The sequence below is a fragment of the Mesorhizobium sp. 8 genome, assembly GCF_006351905.1.
Lineage (GTDB): Bacteria > Pseudomonadota > Alphaproteobacteria > Rhizobiales > Rhizobiaceae > Mesorhizobium > Mesorhizobium composti.
Map to the genome: position 1 here is coordinate 4,706,769 of NZ_CP040914.1, position 17,156 is coordinate 4,723,924.

Below are 17,156 nucleotides of genomic sequence, written 5' to 3' on the forward strand. Positions count from 1 at the left end.
GGGTAGGGGTGGGGGTATCAAACCCGCAGGATCGGAGAGTTGCTTCTCTCCTCGGCGCTACCGTCACCCCCGAAGGTATCTGCTTCGCCGTCTGGTCGGGTGCTGCGGAATGCGTCTGGGTCTGCCTGTTCGACGGCACGCGGGAGACACGGCTTGAGTTGAAGCCCGAAGGCGAGGGCGTCCACGCGCTGTCCGTACTGGGTCTGAAAGACGGCACCCGCTACGGTTTTCGCGCGGATGGACCTTACGCCCCCGAAAAGGGCCTGTGGTTCGATCCCGACAAACTTCTGGTCGACCCCTATGCGGTCGAGATCGACCACCCCTATGTCTATGACGCGCGTCTCGCGGCGCGGCGCGGCGAGGGCGGCGATACGGCCGCGCTGGTGCCAAAAGCCATTGCGCGCGCGTTGCCTGCACCGCCACCGATGCAATCACCGCTGTTCGATCCCGGTGGGCTGATCTACGAACTGCCGGTCAGGGCGTTTTCGATCCGCCATCCCGGCGTGCCGGAACAGGATCGCGGCACGCTGCGCGCGTTGAAAGCGCCGACTGTCATCGACCATCTGAAAAAGCTCGGTGTCTCAGCCGTCGAACTGATGCCGGTCGCGGTCTGGATCGACGAGCGCCATCTGGGGCCGCTCGGCCTGACGAACGCCTGGGGTTATAACCCCGTCACCTTCATGGCGCTCGATCCGCGCCTGGCGCCGGGCGGCCTCGCCGATCTTCGCGAGGCGGTTTCGGCGCTGCACGACGCCGGCATCGGCACCATTTTGGACGTGGTTTTCAACCATACGGGCGAGAGCGATGCGCAGGGGCCGACGCTGTCGCTGCGCGGGCTGGATGCGCAAGCCTACTACCGGCACGATGCCGGCGGGAAACTCGTCAACGACACCGGCACCGGCAACACGCTGGCCTGCGACCGGCCGGTCGTGCAGCAACTCATTCTCGACAGCCTGCGCCACTTCGTGCGCCATGCCGGCATCGACGGTTTCCGTTTCGATCTCGCGCCGGTCCTCGGCCGAGACGCTGACGGCTTTCATAAGGATGCGCCGCTGCTGGAAGCCATGCGCACCGATCCGCTCTTGCAGGATAGAATCCTGATCGCCGAGCCGTGGGACATCGGCCACAACGGCTACCAGCTCGGCAATTTTCCGCCGTCCTTCCTCGAATGGAACGACCGCTTTCGCGACGACGTGCGCCGTTTCTGGCGCGGCGACGCCGGCACGGTGGGCGCACTGGCGACGCGGTTGGCCGGTTCGTCCGACGTATTCCAGCGCGACGGCGCGGTCAGCCGCACGGTGAACTTCGTCGCCGCGCATGACGGCATGACGTTGGCCGACCTTGTTTCTTATGCCGGCAAGCACAACGAGGCGAATGGCGAGAACAATCGCGACGGCCACGACGAGAATTTCTCCTGGAACGACGGCGTCGAGGGCGAAACGGCCGATCCCGCCGTCCGCGCGCGGCGGGACGCCGACATGCGCGCGCTGCTTGCCGCCCTGTTCGCCTCGCGCGGCACCATCATGCTGACGGCGGGCGACGAGTTCGGTCGCAGCCAGCGCGGCAACAACAACGCCTATGCGCAGGACAATGACCTGACCTGGCTGGATTGGGCGGGACGCGATGCGGCGCTGGAGGATTTCGTCGCCGCCCTGTCGGCGCTGCGGCGTGCGGCGCCGGCTTTGCAGGATACGCGTTTCCTCACCGGCCGGCCGGAAGGCGGACAAGAGATCCCGGACGTCGAATGGCTGACCGAAACCGGCACCGCTCTCGATGATGTGACCTGGCAGGACCCCGCGCGCCATCGCCTTGTCATGATCCTGCGAGACGGCAGCGTTGAAGGCGGCCGGTTGGCCGTGTTGGTCAACGGTGACCGGCGCGCCTCGACCTTCGTTTTGCCGGGCCGCGAGGGCTATCGCTGGTGTGCGGCGCTCGAAGGCGGCCCGGCACCCGGTGCGGCGGTGCCGGGCAGGGCGGTGGCCTTCATGGTCGAGCGCGGGTGAGACAGGAGACGACGATGGCAGAGGCGGCGACAAGCGAATGGTGGCGCGGCTGCGTCATCTATCAGATTTATCCGCGCTCCTATCAGGACACGACCGGCGACGGCAGCGGCGATCTCGCCGGCATCACCCGCCGGCTCGGCCATGTCGCCTCGCTCGGCGCCGACGCCATCTGGCTGTCGCCCTTCTTCAGGTCGCCGATGGCCGACATGGGCTACGACGTGTCGGACTATCGCGCCGTCGATCCGATGTTCGGCACGATGGCCGATTTCGACGCTCTTGTCGCCGAGGCGCATCGGCTGGGCTTGAAGGTCATCATCGATCAGGTCCTGGCGCACACGTCCGAAAAGCACGACTGGTTTGTCGAAAGCCGCTCCAGCCGTGACAACGCCAAGGCCGACTGGTACGTCTGGGCCAATGCGCGGCCGGACGGCACGGCGCCCAACAACTGGCTGTCCGTGTTCGGTGGGCCGGCATGGGAGTGGGACGCCACGCGCCGGCAATACTACCTGCACAATTTCCTCGCCGCCCAGCCGGCGCTGAATTTCCATCAGGGCGCGGTGCAGGACGCGCTGCTCGATGACGTTCGCTTCTGGCTCGATCGCGGCGTCGACGGCATCCGCCTCGACACGGTGAACTACTATTTCCAGGACCGCTGGCTGCGCTCCAACCCGCCGCTGGCCGAGAGCGTCGCCGGCACCAACGGCCAGAACACGACCTATCTTTTTCAGGAGCATCTGTTCGACAAGACGCAGCCGGAAAATCTCGATTTCCTGCGCCGCCTGCGCGGCGTGCTCGACCAGGCGGGCGACCGGGCCGCCGTCGGCGAGATCGGCGACGAGGACCGTTCGCTCGAGACGCTGGCCGCCTACACCAGCGGAAGCGACAAACTCAACATGTGCTACACATTCGACATGCTCGGCGCGGATTTTTCCGCCGCCCATGTGCGCGGCTGCGTCGAGGCGTTCGAGCGGGAAGCGCCGGACGGCTGGGTCTGCTGGGCTTTTTCCAACCATGACGTGGTGCGCCACGTCACGCGCTGGACGCGGCCGGGCGGCGACCCGGTCGCCGTCGCCAAGTTCGCCATTGAACTGCTTTGCTGCCTGCGCGGCTCGATCTGCCTCTACGAGGGCGAGGAACTGGGGCTTCAGCAGGCGGAGCTCGCCTATGCCGACCTGCGCGATCCCGTCGGCATCCGTTTCTGGCCCGGCAATAAGGGTCGCGATGGCTGCCGCACGCCGATGGTGTGGGAAAAGGATGCGCCCAACGCCGGTTTCTCCACGGCAAAGCCGTGGCTTCCGGTGCCCGACGAGCAGCGCGCGCGTGCCGTCGATGCCCAGACCCCGGATGTGAATTCGGTCCTGACCCATTACCGCGCCGTGCTCGGCATCCGCAGGGCGCACCGGGCGCTGGGGCGCGGCGCGATCCGCTTCCTGGATGCCGACGGTGACGTGCTTGCCTTCGTCCGCGAAGGGGAGGGCGAGAAGTTGCTGTGCGCCTTCAATTTCGCTGAGGGGACTGTGCGCTGGCCGCTGCCCGACGGTCTCGGCCCGGTCAAAGCCGTCGATTACGCCGGCTATGGAGCGGCCTTGCAGGGGAGTACCCTGTCCCTGCCAGGCTTGCGCGCCTTCATCGGCCAGATCGTATAGCGGCCTGTTCCCGCCCTACTGAACCAGCAGCGCGCGCCCACATGTTGCGCCGGTGACGCGCACGTCGGCTTCGCCAAGCCGCACGCCGAAAGCGGAAAGGACGTTGCCAAGCAGGATATCGACCGGCTCGGTGATCGACTTGAGCAGCGTCACGACGGCCGGCTTGACGGTCCCCAGCAGTCCGGTGACGTCGAGCCCGAGACCGAGCGCGTTGACCGACAAGGACAGGTCGTTGATCAGCGACACGGTCAAGGTTTCGGTGATGTTCCGCGTCGAGGTGGATTTCACGGTCTTGTTGGCGATGTCACCGCTGTCGAAGGTCAGCATGGTCGGGCTCGTATTGGTCGATGCGGCCGAAGCCGAGCCGTCAACGCCCAGAAGGTCGAGCGTCAGAAACAGGAGCTTGAGGCTGACTTCCGCGATCCGCGCGTCGTGGAACGATTGCGGCCTGCTGAAATCGGCGAAGCCCGCCGCATCGCTTTCGGCGAGCCTGAATGAAGCGATGCCGGGGCGTACCGCGATGGAAACCCTCGTATTGCCCTGTCTGCCGGCCGGGCAGGAAATGTCCGCGAGCCGGGCTTCGGCGGAGGCCGCTTCGACATGGAGAGGCAACGTTACGGAAAGCAGCTTGATGCCACCGCCGAGATTGGAGGCGGCGCCGCCGATGGTCGCCTTGAGGCGAAGCCGCGTCTGGGCGGTGCGCACCACCGTTCCCGCTTCGCCCACGGTCAGCCATGGTGACGATTGCGGCGGTTCGCCGATGGCGACGGCCACTGTGGTCGAGAGAAGGCCGGGGACCGTGGCACCGAGGTCGACTTCGACCTGATGAGATCCGTTCGCCAGCGTTGCGGCCGCCGTCAGCAGGCCGAGCGCGCTGGCGTCGACCGGCAGGCCCGCCGGCCGCTGGCCGAGCCCGAGGCGGCCGACCGAGCCGAGGTCGATGACCTTGCTGAGGGGGATTTTCGCATCGACCGCAGAGCGGGCCGCAATGGCCTGCAAGGCGAGCTTGCCGGCCTGGCCGACTCCGCTGGTATTGGCGAGCGCCGTTGCGATCTGCCCGACCGTGGCCTTGGATTGCAGCACGTCCGCATAGGTCGCCGCCGTCAGGTGCTGTTGCACGGCAAGCGTGTCGAGAAAGGAGAGCGCGCTGACATCGGCAGCGGCCAAGGCGTTGTAGTCCATGACGCTGAGCGAGAGGCTTCCGCCGATCAGGCCGCCAAGAAGGGCGTTGAGGATACCGCCGTCGACCTTGGCTAGTCGCGATCCGACGGAAAATGCGGCTTGCGCCCGCGTGCTGGCGATGGCGGTGGTCGAGATCGTCGGCGCGTCCATGATGGCGGAGCCGAAGAACAGGGTGCCCTTCTTGCGCAGCGTCACCTTCACTGCATTGTAAGGCTGGGCCTCCGGCACGAAGCGGCTGGCTGCCGCGACCGCCGGATCCGGCGCATAGTGGCCGAGCATGACAGTTGCCATCGGTATATCGTCCTTGGAGGCGCTCGCGGGCTGGCCGCTACTTGCGCCCTGCACGACGGCGGACGGCAAGCCGTTGTCCGCGAGCGTCGCAAGCACGGCCCCTTCGGCATTGCCGATATTGGCGGCGGCGGTGATGGCGGCAATGTCGACCAGCGACTGTGCTGCCCGGCGTTCGGTGTAGAGCGAGCCTTCGTCGACGGCGAAGGCTGCCAGGGTGATCGCCAGGGGAGCGGTGATCGCCGTCATGACGGCGAAGTTGGCGCGCCTGTCGCAAACGAACCGGCGGATATCCCGAAGGATCGAGTGCTGATGCATCACAGACCCCCGATGCGGATGGTCGAGCGCTTGGCGATCGTCGTGCCGGGCAAGGGCAGGCCGCTGAGCAGGTTCCAGATCGGTAGGTTGCGCGCGTCGTATTGCACCGCGACGACGAATTGGTCGGCATCGGCTGCACTGTCCTGCGCGGTGACCGAGAGGTTGCCCGGGTCGATGAACGGATAGCCGGCGGCATTACGCTGGACGAACGCCGTCACCAGCGATTGCCGTTCGCTCTGATCCAGGCCGGACAGCGCGGTCCGGGCGGCATCGGCGGCAATCTGCTGGACCGAATGGCTCGCTCCGAAATAGATTCCATATGCAACCATTCCGAGTAAAATCAGGATGAAAATCGGTGACAGTATGGCGAATTCGATGGCCGACGTGGCCGTCCTGTCGTTTCGAAAGCGTGTGAAACTGGAGCGGTAAAGAAAGGGATTGTGCATAATATCAGGATGCGCCGGTGGCGTGTTGGAAGGCTGAACCGGGAATGCAACCTGGAATTGATTTTGAGTTGTATCGATAAGGTTGTGAGAAAGAACCAAGGCGGATGGAGGTGAGCTTGCCTTGCGTCAACTAACGAGGCTGTTGAAATAAGATTTCGTCGTGTCTAGTGTCCTGACACCAGCCGCGGCCAGGGACCGACGGCTCGCCAACGAAACCGGGTGAACCGGTTCGGGGCGTCAACACTCGCAAGGCGTGTTTGAGGGGCGCACGCCGTTAGGGAGAACTTTATGCTGAAGACAATGCTCAAGGCGACCGTATTCGCCGCTACACTGGCTGTTTCGGCCGGTGCGTTCCAGGCACCGGCTTTCGCCGATGTGGTCTACAATCGCGGCAGTGCCGCCGAGCCCGAATCGCTCGACCCGCACAAGACCTCGACCATCTATGAAGCCAACGTCCTGCGCGACCTGTTCCAGGGCCTCGTCATGCAGGATGAGAAGGCGAACGTCATTCCCGGTGCGGCCGAAAGCTGGACGGTTTCGGACGACGGCACTGTCTACACCTTCAAGCTGCGCAAGGACGGCATGTGGTCGGACGGCAGCCCCGTGACCGCGGAAGATTTTGTCTACGCGTTCCACCGGCTGGAAGATCCGGCGACCGGCGCCGAATACGCCTCGATGCTCTACCCGATCAAGGGTGCCGAGGAAGTCAACACCAAGAAGGGTAAGCCCGAGGACATGGGCGTCAAGGCGATCGACGCCACGACGCTGGAAGTCACGCTCAAGGCGCCGACGCCCTATTTCCTCGAAATGCTGACCCACCAGGCGACCTATCCGGTCAGCAAGGCCTCCATCGACAAGCTCGGCGCCGATTGGGTCAAGGCTGGCAAGCTGGTTTCAAACGGCGCCTATACGCTGGCCGAGTGGGTGCCGAACGACCACATCAAGCTGGTCAAGAACCCGAAGTTCTGGGATGCGGACACCGTCAAGATCGACACGGTGAACTACATCCCGACCGAGGATCGCGCCTCCGCGATCAAGCGCTTCGAGGCCGGCGAACTTGACAGCTACGACGACCTGCCGACCGAGCAGCTGGCGGACCTCCAGGCCAAGTTCGGCGACCAGATCAAGGTCGGTCCCTATCTCGGCACCTATTACTACGCCATCAAGACCGACAAGGCGCCGTGGGACAATGTCGAGCTGCGCAACGCCATCTCCATGGCCATCGACCGCGACTTCCTCGCCGAGAAGGTCTGGCAGAATTCCATGCTGCCCGGCTATTCCATGGTGCCTCCCGGCATCGAGGGCTACACGCCGGCACTGGCCAAATACGCCGACATGCCGCAGATCGACCGTGAGGACGAGGCCAAGAAGATTCTCGAGAAGCTCGGCTACACGCCCGAGCATCCGCTGAAGATGGAGATCCGCTACAACACCTCGGAGAACCACAAGAACACTGCCGTGGCCATCCAGGAGCAGTTGAAGCCGCTCGGCGTCGAGGTGACGCTGCTCAACACCGACACCAAGACGCACTACAGCTTCCTGGAGCAGAAGGGCAACTACGACGTCGCCCGCGCCGGCTGGATCGCCGACTACAAGGACCCCGAGACCTTCCTCGGCATCTCGCGCAAGGCCAGCGGCAACAACTACTCCGACTTCGACAACGCCGACTTCGAGAAGGCCATGGACAAGGCCGCCGCTGCCGGCGGCAATCCGCAGGAGCGCATGAAGGACCTCTCCGAAGCCGAGCGTGTGCTGGTCGACAATGTCGGCAACATCCCGCTTCTCTACTACAGCTACCACGACATCGTTTCGCCGAAGCTGCACGGCTTCGTCGACAACGTGATGGACGTCCATCCGTCCCGCTTCATCAGCAAGGACTGATTTAGTCAGCCGCCGTTCCCAAGTCGGGAGCGGCGGCCCCTTGCTCAAGCGGGGAGGGGACGGTGCTTCTCTACGTGTTCCGGCGGTTGCTGACCGCCATACCGACGCTATTCGTCATCGTGACGCTGGCGTTCTTCCTGATCAGGGTCGCGCCCGGCGGCCCGTTCAACCAGGAGCGGGGCCTGAGCCCCGAGATCAAGGCCAACCTGGAAGCCCAGTTCGGCCTCAACGATCCGCTCTGGGTGCAATACCTTCACTACCTGAAGAACCTGGCGCACGGCGATTTCGGCCCGAGCTACAACCTGCCCGATTTCACCGTCGGCGAACTTTTCGCCAAGGGCCTGCCGATTTCGATCCAGCTCGGTGCGTCCGCGCTCGTCCTTGCTTTGCTGCTCGGTTCGCTGCTCGGCACCGTGGCGGCGCTGAACCAGAACAAGGCGGGCGACTATTCGGTGATCGCGCTGGCCACCGCCGGTTCCACCATTCCGACCTTCGTCATCGCGCCGATCATCCAGCTCGTCTTCGGCCTGACATGGAGGCTGTTGCCGATCGGCGGCTGGGGAGACGGGGCGTTCGTCAACAAGATCGGGCCGGTGCTCACGCTCGCCTTGCCGCAGATCGCCATCGTCGCGCGCCTGATGCGCGGCTCGATGATCGAATCGCTGCACTCGCACCATATCCGCACCGCCCGCGCGCTCGGCCTTTCCGACTGGTCGGTGGTCGTCAAGCACGCGCTGCGCGGCGCCGTCCTGCCGATTGTCTCCTTCACCGGGCCGGCCGCCGCAGCACTTCTGACCGGCTCCATCATCGTCGAGACGATCTTCGCCATTCCCGGTGTCGGGCGCTATTTCGTCGATGCGGCGCTGAACCGCGACTACACGCTGGTGATGGGCACGGTTGTGGTGATCGCCATCTTCACCATCGTCTTCAACCTCATCGTCGACATCATGTATGCTGTGGTCGATCCGAGGGTGCGCTATGACTGAGGTCGCCGCCGCCGCTCCCGCTGCCATCGTCGGCCGATCGCTCTGGGGCGATGCCTGGGCGCGCCTGAAGGCGAACCGCGCCGCCATGGTCAGCCTGTGCTATCTCGTCCTGATGGGGATCGTGTGCATAGCCGGCCCCTGGTTCGTGCCGCACAACTACACCACCATCTATTCCGACTATGTGCGAACGCCGCCGAGCTTCTCCGCCTATCCGAAGGCGGAGATGGTGCAGGGCGCGCTGGACGACGTGCTGAAGCGCATGCGCGTCGATCTGAAGGATTGGAAGCTGGAGGACAGCCGCGCCGTCGTCACCGTCACCGCGACCCGGCCGATCGATGAGCGCTACCTGCGCTACATCGACCGCTCCGACACTTTCGACGACGCCAAGGTGGAAGCTAAATCGAATGACGGGCTGGAAATGATGTTCAGCGCCGCCGTCAGGCAGCAGTATTTCTTCTTCGGCACCGACAATGTCGGCCGCGACCTGCTGTCCCGCACCTTGATGGCGGGACGCATATCGCTGTCGATCGGCCTTTTGGCCGGCGTCGTCGCCGTCGTCATCGGAGTCCTCTACGGCTCGACTGCCGGATTCATCGGCGGCAAGGTCGACGAGGTGATGATGCGCATCGTTGACGTGCTCTATTCGCTGCCCTTCATCTTCTTCGTCATCATGCTGGTCGTCTTCTTCGGACGAAACTTCGTGCTGATGTTCCTCGCCGTCGGCGCGGTTCTGTGGCTCGATATGGCGCGCATCGTGCGCGGGCAGGCGCTGTCGATCCGAAGGCAGGAATATGTCCAGGCGGCGGAAGCGCTGGGCGTCGGCGCGCGCGGCATCCTTTCGCGCCATGTCATCCCCAACCTGCTCGGCCCGGTGGTTATCTATATGACGCTGCTGGTGCCGCAGGTCATCATCCTGGAAAGCTTCCTGTCGTTCCTCGGCCTCGGTGTGCAGGAACCGATGACGAGCTGGGGTGTGCTGATCTCGACCGGCGCCAAGAACATCGGCACCGCCAACTGGCTGCTTCTGTTCCCGGCCTTCTTCCTCGTCTCGACGCTGTTCGCGCTGAACTTCGTCGGCGACGGCCTGCGCGACGCGCTTGACCCGAAGGATCGCTGAGATGACGGGACGCGAAACGATCCTCGATGTCCGCGGCCTTCGGGTCCGCTTCCGAACCCTCGACGGCACGGTCGAGGCGGTGAAGGGTATCGACATCCATGTCGGCGCCGGCGAGACTGTCGCCGTCGTGGGCGAATCCGGCTCGGGCAAGAGCCAGACCATGATGGCTGCCATGCGCCTTCTCGCCTCCAACGGTGAGGCCAGCGGGACGGTCGACTATCGCGGCCGCAATCTTCTGGAGCTCGGCAAGTCCGACCTCAACAAGGTGCGCGGCTCGAAGATCAGCATGATCTTCCAGGAGCCGATGACCTCGCTCGATCCACTCTACACCATCGGCAATCAGCTCATCGAGCCGATCCGCCGCCATCGCGGGCTGGGCGCCGCCGAGGCGCGCAAGGAAGCGCTCAAGCTTCTGCGCCTTGTTCGGATTCCCGATCCCGAGCGGCGGATGAAATCCTATCCCTACGAGATGTCTGGCGGCCAACGGCAGCGCGTCATGATCGCGATGGCGCTCGCCAACGATCCCGATATCCTGATCGCCGACGAGCCGACGACCGCGCTCGACGTCACCATCCAGGGCGAAATCCTGACCCTGCTGGCGGAACTGCAGCAGAAGCTTGGCATGGCGATCGTCTTCATCACCCACGATCTCGGCATCGTGCGCCGCTTCGCTGATCGCGTCTACGTCATGCGCTCCGGCGAGGTGGTGGAGGAAGGGGAGACCGAGGCGCTGTTTTCAGCACCCAAGCACGACTACACCAAGATGCTTCTTGCGGCCGAACCGACGGGCAGCAAGGATCCTCCGCCGCCCAATGCGCCAGTGCTTCTGGAAGGCCGCAACGTCGAGGTGACGTTCCGCATCGGCGGGGGCTTCCTGGCCGGCGAGCCGATGCTGCTCAGGGCCGTCGACCGCATCTCTGTGCGACTGAAGCGCAGACAGACCATCGGTATCGTCGGGGAGTCGGGCTCGGGCAAATCGACCCTTGGCCGTGCTCTGCTCAGGCTGCTGCCCAGCGACGGCGTCATCCGCTTCGACGACAAGGATATTTCCCATGCCGACCGGCAGGCGATGCGGCCGCTGCGGCGCGAACTGCAACTGGTCTTCCAGGACCCGTTCGGTTCGCTGTCGCCGCGCATGACAGTCGGCCAGGTCGTCACCGAAGGACTGCTGGTCCACGAGCCTGAGCTTTCAGGCAAGCAGCGCGACCAGCGGGCTGTTGAAGCCTTGCGCGAGGTCGGTATCGATCCCAATGCTCGCAACCGCTATCCGCACGAATTCTCCGGCGGCCAGCGCCAGCGGATCGCCATCGCCCGTGCCATGATCCTGAAGCCCAAGGTGGTGGTGCTCGACGAGCCGACCTCGGCGCTCGACCGCTCGGTGCAGAAGCAGATCGTCGACCTGCTGCGCCAGCTTCAGGCGGAGCACGACCTGTCCTATCTGTTCATCAGCCACGATCTCTCGGTGGTGCGCGCCATGGCCGACTACATCATCGTCATGCGGCAGGGAAAGATCGTCGAGGAAGGGCCGACGGAGGCGATCTTCGATCATCCGCAGGACGCCTACACGCAGACCTTGATGGCCGCAGCCATCGACTCGACGCGCTTTCGCGCCAGCGCGTGAAGGGGAAGTTCCACACGGGTGCGTGACACGCCACGCGTTCTGTATTCCTTTCTCAGGATGACGTTTTAACGCGCTGACTTGTCAAAGAAAAAGCCGCCTCAAGGGCGGCTTTCAGTCTGGTCGGAGTGGCAGGATTTGAACCTGCGACCCCCTCGTCCCGAACGAGGTGCGCTACCAGACTGCGCTACACTCCGTGGCCAGACGGCGGGCTTATAGCTGCCGTGTTGCTTTCCTGCAAGCACCAATGGCGACGATCATGGCGCAATTTGCGGCTTGCCCGGTAGCGCTGATAAAAGATGACGGTCATTCTTCATCTTCAGCCCTTCCACTTCTGCCATCGGGCGATATAGTCGGTTAGTCGGGGTTGGCTATGGGAACGGACCTGCCGATCCGTATGGGGTTACGGGATGGACTGGGGGCTTCGATCCGTTGCGGCTACACCAAAGCTGATGTCGCACGTCACCGCGCCTGCGGGATCGTCCGCATTCACCGGATGTCCTCTCTTTGGAGTGATGGTTGATGTCAACTGGTTGAATTTGTCTGTGTTTCGAGAAGAGCGGGAATGTGCTAGCGCTCGTGGACAAAGGTTGACTGCGGAATCCGGTTTTGATTCAAGGCTTCCATTTGGAGGGAGCCTTGGGCGAACGGATTGGTTTGACGGACGAGGAATGGGCGCTGATCGGCCCGCTTCTTCCTGCCGAACGAGGACGCGGTTGCCGCCCTGCGCAGGACAACCGGCGCTATTTCGAAGGCATGATGTGGATGGCGCGCACCGGAGCGCAATGGCGACATCTGCCTGACGAATACGGCAAGTGGAACAGCGTCTTCCGCCGATATCGGCGATGGGTCGAGACCGGCGTGTTCGAAGCGATGCTCGAAACGCTGGCGGAGATGGTCGAGCGGGATCGAAGCGCCGACATGATCGACAGCACCATTGTCCGGGCACATCATTGTGCGATCGGCATAAAAAGGGGACTCAGGAGACCGAGGCGCTTGGCCGATCGCGCGGCGGCTTCACCACCAAGCTCCATGCACGGTGCGATGCGAAGGGGCGGCCACTCGGCTTCGTCCTGACGCCTGGGCAAACGCACGACACACAAGGCTTCGCGCCGTTGTTCCGGATGATCTCCGATCGGATCGAGGCATTCCTCGCCGACAAGGGTTATGACGCCGATGCAATCCGCGAAGAGATCTCCAGCGCCAACGTTGAGGCTGTCATTCCCTCGAAAAGCAACCGGCGCGAGCCCATCCTCCACGACAAAGCCAAGTACAAATGGCGCAACCAGATCGAGCGCCTCTTCAACAAGCTCAAGAACTGGCGGCGCATCGCCACCCGTTATGACAAGACAAAGGAATCCTACCTCGGCTTCGTCGCCATCGCAGCAGTCAAACTATGGATACCCTTTGTCCACGAGCGCTAGAATCGTAGCAGATTGGAGAATGATAGTTATTTTTTGTAGATTTCTACATATTTTAACTTTCAAAGTTGTATATGATAATATGTATTGCATAATAACAAGATTCCATATTATGAAATCGAGAGCGTAAGGTCTAAATAGATATTAAAATGCCCAAGTGACGGTCGAGAATTGAAAATAATTACGTCCTTCGTGTTTCGCCGCATGGTCCTGATCGCCTACATGGCGATAGCGACCTTGATCACTGTGGTTTTCCCGCTCATCTACTCAATCCGTCACAACGATGACATCGCGCTCTATGTGGGATTAGCGGCGGCCTCCCTGATCCTTTTTATTGCCATTGGGATTGCCGTGGCGGAATGGGTTCGACCTCGCGCTCACGTTCCTGAAGTTCGGCAGCCAATCGACCCAACTATCCCCGTTATGCTTTTCATATCTGGTTCGTTCTTCTATGCGGGACTGTTCACATATGTGACGCTTAAGAGCGGCCTTTTTTTTCGTCGCGTTGGCTTTGAGGGGCTTGTCGAGCGCAGTCTTGCGATGCCTATCTATGAATTGGTTATCCATCGCTCATTTATGGAAAACGCCACCACATTGCTTTGTGCAACAATCCTGTTGCTGGTGACCGTCCGCCTTCGGCCATTTGTCCGCATCTATGCGATATTGGTTTGGCTTGCCATTTTCGCTCTGTATTCCGCCTTTGTTATTGCAAACAATCGCTTTCAAAGCGCGATCTTGTTTTTTGGAATATCGATTGCACTCGGTTATGCTTGGGATGCCACGAAATGGAGGAGATCATATCTGGTCGTTGCTATTGCCGCGGTTGTGGCGTTTTCCGCCTATAGCTTCCGGGTAACTCGAAACATGCGAGATGAAATCTCTATTGCTGGTTGCGTCCACCCAACGGTTCTTGATCCAACTCTGACCGCAATGGATATCTATCACCGCGCGGTCGCCGATCCGCATCTCTGCAAAGGCAGCGTGGTTACTGACATTATGGCTCAGATTCAGGCTGGTCCTAAGAATGGTACCTCGGGCGACCTAAATCAGGATGAATCTGCAAAGCGGGTTCTGGATTCGGAAAAGAGACCTTGGGATCAGCGGCTGAATAGCCTTGGCCTGATTTCCGCTATCACTCGTCCCGCTTTTTCCACCGGCTTCGGATACGGAGCGTTCTGGGTCGAGCCGCTCAGCCTCTATTATTATTATGTTATGGACCGCGATAAGTACCTGGAGATCAAGAAGCAACTCCGCACCAATCCCAAGGTCTATATCGCGAACCATTATCTCGACAAACGGATTGCTGACGCTCCGTCGTCAATTTTGACCGACGCATTCGCGAATTTTTCGTTCGTCGGATTCATTCTGGCTGGCGTTCTGATGGGGACGGCCCTTGGGTGGACAGACGCGGTATTGCGGTCAACAACGAGTGCCGGCGCTGCCGTTTTGGCGTTTTTCCTGATGGAAAAGTTGCTCTATACGGAAAAGGAAATGTTGACCTTGGTCGTTGATCTCATGAAGTTCTCGCCAGTTCCAATCGTGGCCGCCGCGTTGTTATGGAGAGTGCAACTCCGCCGCCACCCACCGGCTAATGAGTCCACGATTCCGGTAAGCCCATCGCCACTCATTTTGTAGTTCGTGTTGGCCCTGGCGGCCGAGCTTCTTGCGCATCCCCGTGACTTGCTTCGGTAGAACTGCGACCGAGCGGTATGGGCGCGACAAAGCCGCAACGGGAGGAGTTCGCGAGCGCGCTTCGAGGCGTTGCGGCGTTATCATGATCGACCACTATGTCGCTTCGTTCGGCCTTCTCAATGGTCGATTCGGGGGCCGATCTTGGCGTCAACCCGTTCGCGGCGATCATGCCTCACCTCTATCTGTGGGTTCCCGGCCTATATGGGGGACCTTTCGGCGTCGCACTGTTCCTCCTGATCAGCGGCTTCGTGATCCCGATCTCGCTGCAAAAGATGGCGGGCACGCGATATTGGGTTCCGCGCTTCGCTTTGGCGCGCCTCGTTCGTCTTTGGCCACTTACGCGACTGGCTTTTTCATCTAACGCTGTTGATCCAAATTCCGGTGACCATCGCGCTTGCGACATTGGTCAATAGGATCGTGGAAATGCCGAGTCACAAATGGAGCCACGCAATCAGCCGATGGTCTCCGGCTGTAACGGCAACTGCTTAGGCATGGGGCCTTCCAACGGCGGGCCGTCTCCACTCGCCGAGAAGTTCGCAGTTCGTGTCGGCGCACTTGGCTTTGTTACCGGCGGCGATTGTGCCGGCGATGACATGTCTCGCCATACCTGCTACCAACCTGAGATTGGGAAGCGGAAAATGCCGCGAAGACCGTTCGATGAAGCCCTGAGCGGAATATCACAGCGCCTTGCGCTCGTTGCCTATGTGGCAATTGCGATCCCACTGACAGTCATCTTCCCGCTTCTGCATGCATGGAAAACGCGAGAGAGCATAGGCCTCTATATCGGGCTCTCGCTGGCTGCACTGATTCTCTTTATCGGCACCGCCGTAGTCGTAGCCGAATATATACGACTGCGGACCGAGGTCCCCACTGTTCGTATTCCCGTGGAGCCGACCATTCCCATTGCACTTTTCGTGACAGGCGTGGCTGCCTACGCCCTGCTATTCGGCTACTTCACTATCGAGAATGACCTATTCTTCCGGCGCATCGGCTTCGAGCGGTTGGTTGAACGAAGCCTGTCGATGCCGATCCATGCGCTGGTGATCCATCGGTCCTTCAGTGAGAACGCAACTTCGCTTCTGTGTGTGCTGACCGCGATCCTGTTTACGGTACGAGAACGACGGGCTCTGCGGCTTTATACGATGGCGGTTCTGTTCCCTGTGCTCGCCCTTTATTTCGCCTTCGTCCTGTTCAATAACCGGTTCCAGAGCGCCATTCTGATCCTCTGTCTCTGCATCACCGCCGGCTATTCCGTACGGCTCTCGATCCACACGAGACGTTATGCATTGGTCGCCATGCTCGCGGTGATGATACTGGTCATATATGGCTTCACGGTAACCAAACAGATTCGAAATCAAAAAGACATCTTGGGTTGCGTCAGTCTCTCGGTACTCAACCCGTTTGAGACTCCGATGGAGGTCTATCTTCGCGGTCGCGAGAATCCGAATATCTGCGGTGGAGCGAACCCGCGCACGATCACCGGAATGATCAAAAAACGGGTCCGCGATCCTGCCGATCCTGAGGCCAACTCGTCGCTTTCACGCGATGAGGCGGAACTAGCCTTGGCAAAAAAAGTCCTGACACAGGGTATCGAGCGCCCGTGGGACGGTCGGCTGAACAGCCTTGACCTTGTGGTCAATATCACGCGGCCAGCGATTCAAACTGGCTTTGGCTACGGTTCGTTCTGGATACAGCCGTTGAGCCTTTACTACTACTTCTTCACGGATCGCGGGAAGTACCGAGAGATCAAGCAAAACCTGCGTACAAACCCCAAAGTCTACATCGCCAGTCGCTATCTCGGTACGACAATCGCGGATACTCCGTCATCGATCCTCACGGATGCCTACGCCAATTTCTTTCTTGCTGGCTTCATTCTCGCCGGTGTCCTGATCGGGGTTACGCTCGGTTGCATTGACTCGGTGCTGGGACGCACGACCCGTCTTGGTGCCTTCATGTTGGGAGCGTACCTCTTGGAAAGGTCGCTCTACATTGAAAAGGAAATGCTTACTTTTGTCGTCGATACGATAAAATTTGGCATAATTCCATCGATTTCGGCTGTCCTTCTCTGGCAAGTCCGAATAAGTCGTGACGGCGCAAGATCGTCGAGGGAATAGAATTCCTCTCGCGCGGTGGAAGGCAGACTGGACATGCTCGTAAAAGAAATTCTTGATCAAGGCGGGGACGTGATCGCCCATGTTTACGACACAACCGCCGTGGATAAGACGACTTTTCCGACGCCTGCTGAATTCCCACTTCAATTTAGCGTAGGCGTAAATGCCGAAGGAAGGGTCTTCATGCCCCATGTCCACTTGCCGATTGAGCGTGCGATTGTGGGCACATCCGAATTTATCTACGTTTTCGCCGGAAGAATGGACGTCAAATTCCTCGATTGCGACGGTAAGATATTGGACAATGCAAGCCTAGAGCCGGGAATGGGGATGATTCAGATCAGAGGCGGGCATGCTCTTTCGACGATCGAGGGCACGCGCTTTTTTGAGATCAAACAAGGCCCCTACAGCGGCGTGACAGCCGATAAGGCTCCAGTCGAACCCTATTGA

Annotated in this window: 12 protein-coding genes, 1 tRNA gene and 1 pseudogene; 11 read left to right on the forward strand and 3 right to left on the reverse strand. The window is 61.2% G+C overall.

The features are described 5' to 3' along the window. Window positions 1-8 precede the first annotated feature (8 nt). Both glgX and FGU64_RS22680 read left to right on the forward strand, forming a co-directional pair. Window positions 9-2,003 carry a glycogen debranching protein GlgX gene (glgX, locus tag FGU64_RS22675; RefSeq protein ID WP_139955136.1) on the forward strand — a complete coding sequence of 665 codons (1,995 nt, stop codon included), beginning with the start codon at window positions 9-11 and terminating at the stop codon, window positions 2,001-2,003. A gap of 14 nt (window positions 2,004-2,017) precedes the next feature. Continuing rightward, entirely contained in the window at window positions 2,018-3,649 is a 1,632-nt protein-coding gene (locus FGU64_RS22680; protein ID WP_139955137.1) for an alpha-glucosidase family protein, read from the forward strand. A 15-nt stretch (window positions 3,650-3,664) separates the two neighbouring features. Here the strand turns inward: FGU64_RS22680 and FGU64_RS22685 are convergent, their stop codons facing one another. Both FGU64_RS22685 and FGU64_RS22690 read right to left on the reverse strand, forming a co-directional pair. Continuing rightward, window positions 3,665-5,437, reverse strand: a complete 1,773-nt coding sequence (locus FGU64_RS22685; protein WP_139955138.1) for a TadG family pilus assembly protein — start codon at window positions 5,435-5,437, stop codon at window positions 3,665-3,667. Further along, window positions 5,437-5,982, reverse strand: coding sequence for a TadE/TadG family type IV pilus assembly protein (locus tag FGU64_RS22690; RefSeq protein ID WP_348639779.1), 546 nt, complete (start codon window positions 5,980-5,982; stop codon window positions 5,437-5,439). The genes FGU64_RS22685 and FGU64_RS22690 overlap by 1 nt, the downstream gene beginning before the upstream one ends. Window positions 5,983-6,171: 189 nt before the next feature. Here FGU64_RS22690 and FGU64_RS22695 point away from each other — a divergent pair, with 189 nt between their 5' ends. The 4 genes from FGU64_RS22695 to FGU64_RS22710 all read left to right on the forward strand — a co-directional run bounded on the left by FGU64_RS22695 (window position 6,172) and on the right by FGU64_RS22710 (window position 11,488). Beyond that, window positions 6,172-7,764: a peptide ABC transporter substrate-binding protein gene (locus tag FGU64_RS22695; protein ID WP_136357855.1), complete on the forward strand. Its 1,593-nt coding sequence runs from the start codon at window positions 6,172-6,174 to the stop codon at window positions 7,762-7,764. Window positions 7,765-7,826: 62 nt separating this feature from the next. Continuing rightward, entirely contained in the window at window positions 7,827-8,750 is a 924-nt protein-coding gene (locus FGU64_RS22700; RefSeq protein ID WP_139955139.1) for an ABC transporter permease subunit, read from the forward strand. Beyond that, window positions 8,743-9,867, forward strand: coding sequence for an ABC transporter permease subunit (locus FGU64_RS22705; RefSeq protein WP_139955140.1), 1,125 nt, complete (start codon window positions 8,743-8,745; stop codon window positions 9,865-9,867). Before FGU64_RS22700 ends, FGU64_RS22705 begins: the two co-directional genes overlap by 8 nt. A 1-nt stretch (window position 9,868) precedes the next feature. After that, on the forward strand, window positions 9,869-11,488 hold the full coding sequence (locus tag FGU64_RS22710; protein ID WP_139955141.1) for an ABC transporter ATP-binding protein: 1,620 nt from the start codon (window positions 9,869-9,871) through the stop codon (window positions 11,486-11,488). 117 nt (window positions 11,489-11,605) lie between these two features. Here FGU64_RS22710 and FGU64_RS22715 read toward each other — a convergent pair. Continuing rightward, a tRNA-Pro gene (locus FGU64_RS22715) sits at window positions 11,606-11,682 on the reverse strand. 460 nt (window positions 11,683-12,142) lie between these two features. On the opposite strand from FGU64_RS22715, the pseudogene FGU64_RS22720 reads away from it, so the two are divergent. From FGU64_RS22720 to FGU64_RS22740, 5 genes and pseudogenes are all read left to right on the forward strand, one after another. Beyond that, window positions 12,143-12,909, forward strand: a pseudogene (locus tag FGU64_RS22720) (IS5 family transposase). A gap of 201 nt (window positions 12,910-13,110) precedes the next feature. Then, the gene (locus FGU64_RS22725) at window positions 13,111-14,541 is read left to right on the forward strand and encodes a hypothetical protein (RefSeq protein ID WP_139955142.1); all 1,431 of its coding nucleotides are present in this window, start codon (window positions 13,111-13,113) and stop codon (window positions 14,539-14,541) included. Between the two features lie 152 nt (window positions 14,542-14,693). Beyond that, complete coding sequence (locus FGU64_RS22730) at window positions 14,694-15,011, forward strand: hypothetical protein (RefSeq protein WP_139955143.1); 318 nt, start codon at window positions 14,694-14,696, stop codon at window positions 15,009-15,011. Window positions 15,012-15,035: 24 nt separating this feature from the next. Next, on the forward strand, window positions 15,036-16,712 hold the full coding sequence (locus FGU64_RS22735) for a hypothetical protein (RefSeq protein WP_139955144.1): 1,677 nt from the start codon (window positions 15,036-15,038) through the stop codon (window positions 16,710-16,712). A gap of 33 nt (window positions 16,713-16,745) precedes the next feature. Next, complete coding sequence (locus FGU64_RS22740; RefSeq protein ID WP_139955145.1) at window positions 16,746-17,156, forward strand: hypothetical protein; 411 nt, start codon at window positions 16,746-16,748, stop codon at window positions 17,154-17,156.

Bases quoted from the DNA above. Each gene is read 5' to 3' on its own strand.
- FGU64_RS22725 (WP_139955142.1), top strand. From the start codon at position 13,111: ATGGTCCTGATCGCCTACATGGCGATAGCGACCTTGATCACTGTGGTT.
- FGU64_RS22735 (WP_139955144.1), top strand. From the start codon at position 15,036: ATGGAGCCACGCAATCAGCCGATGGTCTCCGGCTGTAACGGCAACTGC.
- FGU64_RS22695 (WP_136357855.1), top strand. From the start codon at position 6,172: ATGCTGAAGACAATGCTCAAGGCGACCGTATTCGCCGCTACACTGGCT.
- FGU64_RS22705 (WP_139955140.1), top strand. From the start codon at position 8,743: ATGACTGAGGTCGCCGCCGCCGCTCCCGCTGCCATCGTCGGCCGATCG.
- FGU64_RS22730 (WP_139955143.1), top strand. From the start codon at position 14,694: ATGTCGCTTCGTTCGGCCTTCTCAATGGTCGATTCGGGGGCCGATCTT.
- FGU64_RS22740 (WP_139955145.1), top strand. From the start codon at position 16,746: ATGCTCGTAAAAGAAATTCTTGATCAAGGCGGGGACGTGATCGCCCAT.
- FGU64_RS22710 (WP_139955141.1), top strand. From the start codon at position 9,869: ATGACGGGACGCGAAACGATCCTCGATGTCCGCGGCCTTCGGGTCCGC.
- FGU64_RS22685 (WP_139955138.1), bottom strand. From the start codon at position 5,437: ATGCATCAGCACTCGATCCTTCGGGATATCCGCCGGTTCGTTTGCGAC.
- FGU64_RS22680 (WP_139955137.1), top strand. From the start codon at position 2,018: ATGGCAGAGGCGGCGACAAGCGAATGGTGGCGCGGCTGCGTCATCTAT.